7 protein-coding genes are annotated in these 5851 nt (G+C 73.8%); all 7 read right to left on the bottom strand.

Annotation, left to right across the window (positions count from 1 at the left end; translation table 11 throughout):
* On the bottom strand, nt 1–241 hold a 241-nt coding region (locus tag GTR00_RS25805), incomplete at its 3' end, for an alcohol dehydrogenase catalytic domain-containing protein (protein WP_166611994.1).
* Nucleotides 238–615, bottom strand: coding sequence for a tautomerase family protein (locus GTR00_RS12780; RefSeq protein ID WP_166611993.1), 378 nt, complete (start codon nt 613–615; stop codon nt 238–240). The genes GTR00_RS25805 and GTR00_RS12780, both read right to left, overlap by 4 nt.
* The gene (locus GTR00_RS12775) at nt 615–1703 is read right to left on the bottom strand and encodes a Gfo/Idh/MocA family protein (RefSeq protein WP_166611992.1); all 1089 of its coding nucleotides are present in this window, start codon (nt 1701–1703) and stop codon (nt 615–617) included. Before GTR00_RS12775 ends, GTR00_RS12780 begins: the two co-directional genes overlap by 1 nt.
* Entirely contained in the window at nt 1700–2644 is a 945-nt protein-coding gene (locus GTR00_RS12770) for an aldo/keto reductase (protein ID WP_205705697.1), read from the bottom strand. The genes GTR00_RS12775 and GTR00_RS12770 overlap by 4 nt, the downstream gene beginning before the upstream one ends.
* Nucleotides 2641–3522: a carbohydrate ABC transporter permease gene (locus tag GTR00_RS12765; protein ID WP_166611991.1), complete on the bottom strand. Its 882-nt coding sequence runs from the start codon at nt 3520–3522 to the stop codon at nt 2641–2643. The genes GTR00_RS12770 and GTR00_RS12765 overlap by 4 nt, the downstream gene beginning before the upstream one ends.
* Nucleotides 3519–4481: a carbohydrate ABC transporter permease gene (locus GTR00_RS12760; protein ID WP_166611990.1), complete on the bottom strand. Its 963-nt coding sequence runs from the start codon at nt 4479–4481 to the stop codon at nt 3519–3521. The genes GTR00_RS12765 and GTR00_RS12760 overlap by 4 nt, the downstream gene beginning before the upstream one ends.
* A 13-nt stretch (nt 4482–4494) precedes the next feature.
* Nucleotides 4495–5851, bottom strand: a 1357-nt coding sequence (locus GTR00_RS12755) for an ABC transporter substrate-binding protein (RefSeq protein WP_205705696.1), incomplete at its 5' end; no start/stop codon positions are given.

Below are 5851 nucleotides of genomic sequence, written 5' to 3'. Positions count from 1 at the left end.
CCCGCCGGCCGGGCGCGAGGTCGTCCACCCCCGCCCCGACGGCCTCGACGGTGCCGGCGCCCTCGTGCCCGAGCACCACCGGCAGCGGGCAGGGGATGTCCCCGGCCATGTAGTGCAGCTCGGTGTGGCACACCCCCGCCGCCTCGACGCGCACGAGCACCTCGCCGGGGCCGGGGTCGGCCAGGTCCACCTCCTCCACGCGCACCGGCGTGCCCGGCGCGCGCAGGACCGCGGCCCTCACGCCGCGCCCTCGTCCCCCGCACGCCCCACGTACCAGTCCTCCGGGCCGTTCTCGCGCAGCGCGACGAACACGTCGTCGGGACGCACCCCGGCGGCCTCCAGGTGGCGGGCCAGCGCGGCGAACGCGGCCCGCTTGACCTCCACGGGGTAGCCGCGCACCAGCAGCACCTCGACGAACACCGGTTCGCGGCGGGTGCCGCCCATGAAGTGCGGGTCGAAGGAGAACGACTCCGCCGCCGCCGCGCGCAGCAGCTGGAAGCGGTCCTCCGCGGGCATCCCCAGGCCCTCCACCAGCCCGGCGTGCACCGCGTCGCCGATCGCCCGGCGCCGCTCGCGCGGGGTCGTCTCGGGCAGGTCGATGCGCACCAGCGGCATCAGGCCCACACCTCCTTCGCCACGCGCACGTCGGCGCGGGTGCGGGCGGACTCGGCCACCGCCAGCGCGATCGCGTGGTCCTGGCAGGCCTGCGCCAGCGGGTACGGCTCGGGGCCCTCCCCGCGCGCCCACGCGCCGGTGTCGGCGAGGATCTGCGCCACGGCCACGTCGTCCTCGGACATGCGGGTGCCGGCCCAGGCGTTGCGGTACACCACGCGCCCGTCGAAGGCGACGGTGTCCAGGTCCACGCCCTCGAGGTTCATGTCGATGCCGCGCCGGCGGTAGGACAGGTGCGAGGTGACGGGGCTGGTGGGGTCGACCATGCGGGTGACCGCGTCGTCGACGATCTCGCCGGTGGAGCCGCGCACCACGATCCGCCGCGCGCGCAGCGGGTTCCACCACTGGTTGTCGGTGAAGTCGTACAGGGCGCTGCGGCCGTCGCCGAAGTCCAGCGTGGCCAGGGTGGTGGTGCGCGGCTCGGGCACCGCGGCGGTGTCCCAGCCGCCGAAGCTCAGCGGGTCCACCAGCGGCGCGCGGAACTCCCGGGCGTCCACGACGACCTCCTCGAACCCCGTGCCCAGCAGCCCGCGCACCAGCGAGACCGCGTGGTACATGTGCGTGGAGGAGACCTGCACCGACGTCGGCTCGCCGATGACGCCCTCGCGCACGAGGGCCAACCGGGAGGCGTGCCCGGGCATCAGCAGGTACTGCTCGGCCACCTGCACCAGGCCGGAGGCGCCGACGTCCTGCCACAGCGAGCGCAGCCCCTCCAGGTCCGGGGCCGGCGGCGTCTCGGCCAGCACCGGGACCCCCTGCGCGACGAGCTCGCGCACGGTCACCGGCATCTGCCCCCAGGGCACCGAGGCGACGACGAAGTCGGGGCGCCCGGCGGCCAGGAGCTCGTGCACCGTGCGGTGGGTGGGCACGCCCCACGCGGCGGCGACCTCCCGCCCGCGCTCGGCGGTGCGGGTGACGACCCCGGCGATCCGCAGCCGGTCGGGGGCCGCCTGCGCCAGGCGGGCGAAGAACTCCGAGCGCCAGCCGCTGCCGACGAGCCCGAAGGTGGTGGGGGCGGGGGTGCTGCTCATCGAAGCCAGTGCTCCTCATCGGGGACGAGACCGGCGAGCTCGGTCCACAGCTCGCCGGGGACGGGGGTGGCGGCCAGCGCCAGGGTCTGGTCCAGCCGCTCGGGGCGCGCGGAGCCCACCACGGTGGAGGTGATGCGCGGCTCGCGCAGGGAGTCCTGCAGCGCCGCGGCCGCCAGCGGAACGCCGTGCCGGGCGCAGGCGGCCTCGATCGCGGCGGCAGCGGCGAGCACCGCGCGGGAGGCCGGGGCGTAGCAGTAGCGCGGCACGGCGGCCGGGCCCTTGGCCAGGATGCCGCCGCCGAAGGGGGCGCCGTTGAGGAACGCCACGCCCGCGGCGGCGCAGTCGTCCAGCAGCGGCCCGGCGGAGCGGTCCAGCAGCGTCCAGCGGTTGTGGTTGAGCACCACCTCGAAGGCGCCGGTGCCCACGAACCGGCGCAGCAGCTCCACGTCACCGCCGGCCACGCCGAGGTGGCCGACGACGCCCTCGGCGACCAGCTCGCGCATGACGTCCACCGGCCCGCCGGGGGCGGTGGCCGCCTCGAACCCGATGCGCTCGGGGTCGTGCAGGTGCAGCAGCGGCAGGTGGTCCACGCCCAGGCGCCCCAGGCTCTCGCGCACCGACTCGCGCACCCGCGGGCCGTCGAAGGGGCCGCCGTCCACCGGGTCGACCTTCGTGGCCAGCAGCACGCCCGGCGGGACCCCGCCGATCTCGCGCAGCACCGCGCCCAACCGGCGCTCGGAGGAGCCGTAGCCGTTGGAGGTGTCCACCAGGTCCAGCGGGCCGGCGAACGCGCGCCGGGCCGCGGCCAGGGCCTGCTCCTCGGGCACCGGCGCGTACACGCCCATGTCGCCCAGCTCGGCGGTGCCCACGCCCAGGGCCGTGACGGAGAACCCGGTGCGCCCCAGCGGCCGGCGGGCCAGCACGTCCACGCCCGCGCTCACGCCTTCACCGCCCCGGCGGTCAGGCCGGCGACGAACCAGCGCTGGAACACCACGTAGGCCACCACCATGGGCAGCGCGGACAGCGTCATCGCCGCGGTCAGCGCCGGCCAGTTCGTGGCGTACTGCCCGATGAGGGAGTTCGCGACCGGCTGGATCGGGCGGTTCGCCGGCTCGGAGATCAGCGCGCTGGCGAACAGCAGCTCGTTCCACACGTTGATCATCTGGAAGATCGCCACGGTGGCGATGCCGGGGGCGGCCAGCGGCAGCATCACCCGGCGGAAGATCTGCACCTCGCTGGCCCCGTCCAGGCGCGCGGCCTCGCTCAGCTCGTGCGGCAGGGCGTCGAAGAACGTCCGCATGAGGAACAGGGAGAAGGACACCCCGCCGGCGGTGTAGACGAGGATCAGGCCCAGCCGGCTGCCCAGCAGCCCGAACGACTGCAGCTCCAGGTAGATCGGGATGAGCGTGGCCACGCCCGGCAGGAACAGCGCGCTGGTCACCACGAAGAACAGCAGCTGCCGCCCGGTGAAGCCGATGCGGGAGAACGCGTAGCCGGCCAGCGTGGCGGCCGCGATGGTCAGTGCCAGCGTCGTGCCGGTGATGAGGACGCTGTTGAAGAAGTTGCGCCAGATCTGCAGCTCGTTCCACGCGAAGTCGTAGCCGACCGCGGTGAACTCGTCGGGGATCAGCGGGCCGGTGAAGGCCGTGGCCTGCGGGCGGATCGAGGTGAACAGCATGTACAGCAGCGGGCCCACCGCCGCGGCGGAGACCACCACCATCACCGCGTGCCACAGGCCGAGCCTGAGCACCGAGCGGGCGCTGCGCGCGGGGCGCTGCACCTTCAGCGGCACCGGCCGCGGGGCCGTCGTCGCGCTCACACCTCCCCCTTCCTGAACCGGTAGAGCAGCAGCGTCGCCACGCCGGCGACGAGGAACACGACCACGCTGATCGCCGAGCCGTACCCGTACGAGGGCACCCCGCCGGTGGAGGAGCCGAAGGTCAGCAGGTAGGTGTAGGTGCTCAGCGACTCCGAGGCGTGCAGCGGGCCGCCGCTGGACATCACGAAGTTGAGGTCGAACAGCTTCAGGCCGTTGAGGACGTTGAGCATGACGACGACCTCCACCACCGGGCGCAGCATGGGGATCGTGATGCTCCACGCCTCGCGGAACGCCCCGGCGCCGTCGATGCGCGCGCTCTCGGTGATGGAGGTGTCGATGTTGCCCAGCGCCGCGTAGAAGATGAGCATGAACAGCCCCGTGGACTGCCACAGCGACACCGCCATGATGGTCGGCAGCACGGTGGCGGTGTCGCCCAGCCACTCGTGCTGCAGCGAACCCAGGCCCACCGCCTCCAGCACGCGGTTGAACGCGCCGAACACCGGCGTCAGGCCGATCCGCCACAGCAGGCCGGTGACGGTCAGCGAGACCGCCGCGGGCAGGAACACCAGGGTGCGGTAGACCACGGCGCTGCGCCGCGGGCCGGCGTGCACGACCAGCGCCAGCGCCAGGGCCAGCACGGTGTGCAGGACGGTGGTGACGACGGTGTACACCACCGTCACCCACGCGGCCTGCCGGAAGATCGGGTCGGTGAGCATGACGCCGTAGTTGTGCAGCCCAGCGAAGGAGGAGCCGCCGAAGCCGTCCGAGCGGGTCAGCGACAACCAGAACGTGCGCAGGACGGGGTAGGCGATGAAGACCCCGAAGAACAGCAGCGCGGGGGCGACGAACGCCAGGCCGGTGGGCGTGGACCAGCCGGTCAGCGGCCGCGGGCGCCGGCGCCCGCGGCGCGGGCCGGCCCCGACCCGCGCCGCGGGCGCCGGGGGAGTGGTCGTGGTCACGGTCCCCACCCGGTCAGATCTTCCGGGACTGCACGACGGCGGCCTCGATGTCCTTCGCGGCCTGCTGCGGGGTGGCCGAGCCGTTGACGACCGAGACGACGCCGTTGGTCACCGCGTCCAGCGAGCCCTTGCCGAAGAGGATGTGGGGGGCGCCCTCGCCGTCCAGCAGCCAGGAGGTCATCGTCTTGATGTCCTCACTGGTCACGCCCTCGGCGGCCGCGCGCGTGCTGGGCATGGAGAACGTGTCGTTCATCATCGCCAGGTAGCGCTCGGGGTCGTACAGGTACTTCAGGAAGTCCGCGGCAGCCTCCTGGTTCTCCGAGCGCGAGCTGATCGCCCAGGTGTAGCCGGCCTGGTTGGCGCACCAGTGCTTGCCGCCCGGGCGCGTCGTGGGCGTCTTGGCGATGGCGTACTGCGTGAGGAACTCCGGCGGGGCGGTGGTCTGCAGGGACGGCGGGAAGAACGAGCCGGTGAACAGCATCGCGGCGCGCCCGTTGGTGAACGTGCCGTTGGCGGTGTCGCTGTCGGTGGCCAGGACGCCCTCGGCGAACACCCCGGCCTCGCGCAGCTGCTGCACCACCGTCAGCGCCTGCACCACCGGCTCGCTGTCCCAGCTGACCCCGTCGGCGGTGTGGGCGTCCAGGTCCAGCACCACCTGCGGGTCGTCGGTGATCTGGGTGATGATCGGCAGCACGAAGTCGGACAGCTGGTTCGAGGGGGTGCCCTGGATGGACATGGGCACGAAGCCGGCGGCGTTGACGGCCGGCGCCATCGCGGCCAGCTCGTCCCACGTCTGCGGCGGCTGCAGCCCCAGCTGGTCCATGATCGTGGTGTTGTAGAACAGGCCGAAGGTCTGCGCGGCCCAGCCGACGGCGTACTGCCCGTCCTCCCAGACGTTCTCGTCGTTGGTGGAGGGGAAGAACCCGTCGAGGAAGTCGGTGCCCAGCGCCTCGCGCAGGTCCACGATGCGCCCGGCCTCGCCCAGGGCCAGGGTGGAGACCAGCGGCATGAAGAGGTCCGCCTCGTCCTGCGCGGCCAGCGCCGCCTGCAGGGAGGGGGCGTAGTTGGCGAAGCTCCAGTAGCGCGGCTGCACCGTCACGTTCGGGTGGAGCTGCTTGTACTCCGCGGCGGCCGCGGCGAAGGCGTCCTCGAACTCCGAGGCCCACGTCCACAGCCCCAGGGTGATCTCGCCGTCGCCACCGCCACCGCCGCCGGACCCGCACGAGGCCAGCGCCGGCGCGGCGCCGGCGGCCGCGCCCATGGCCAGCAGGCCGCGGCGGCTGATGCGCCGGTGGGGGGTCGGGAAGGTCTCGTGCACGGTGTCCTCCGTCGGGGTGAGGGGTGCGCCGGCGCTGCGGTGCGCCGGGGGC

Origin of the sequence: Kineococcus indalonis (genome assembly GCF_009906395.1) — a bacterium.
Taxonomy (GTDB): Bacteria; Actinomycetota; Actinomycetes; order Actinomycetales; family Kineococcaceae; genus Kineococcus; species Kineococcus indalonis.
Note: the sequence above shows the minus strand (reverse complement) of the source record. Positions and strands in the feature narration are given on the sequence as shown.

Bases quoted from the DNA above. Each gene is read 5' to 3' on its own strand.
- GTR00_RS12780 (WP_166611993.1), bottom strand. From the start codon at position 615: ATGCCGCTGGTGCGCATCGACCTGCCCGAGACGACCCCGCGCGAGCGG.
- GTR00_RS12775 (WP_166611992.1), bottom strand. From the start codon at position 1,703: ATGAGCAGCACCCCCGCCCCCACCACCTTCGGGCTCGTCGGCAGCGGC.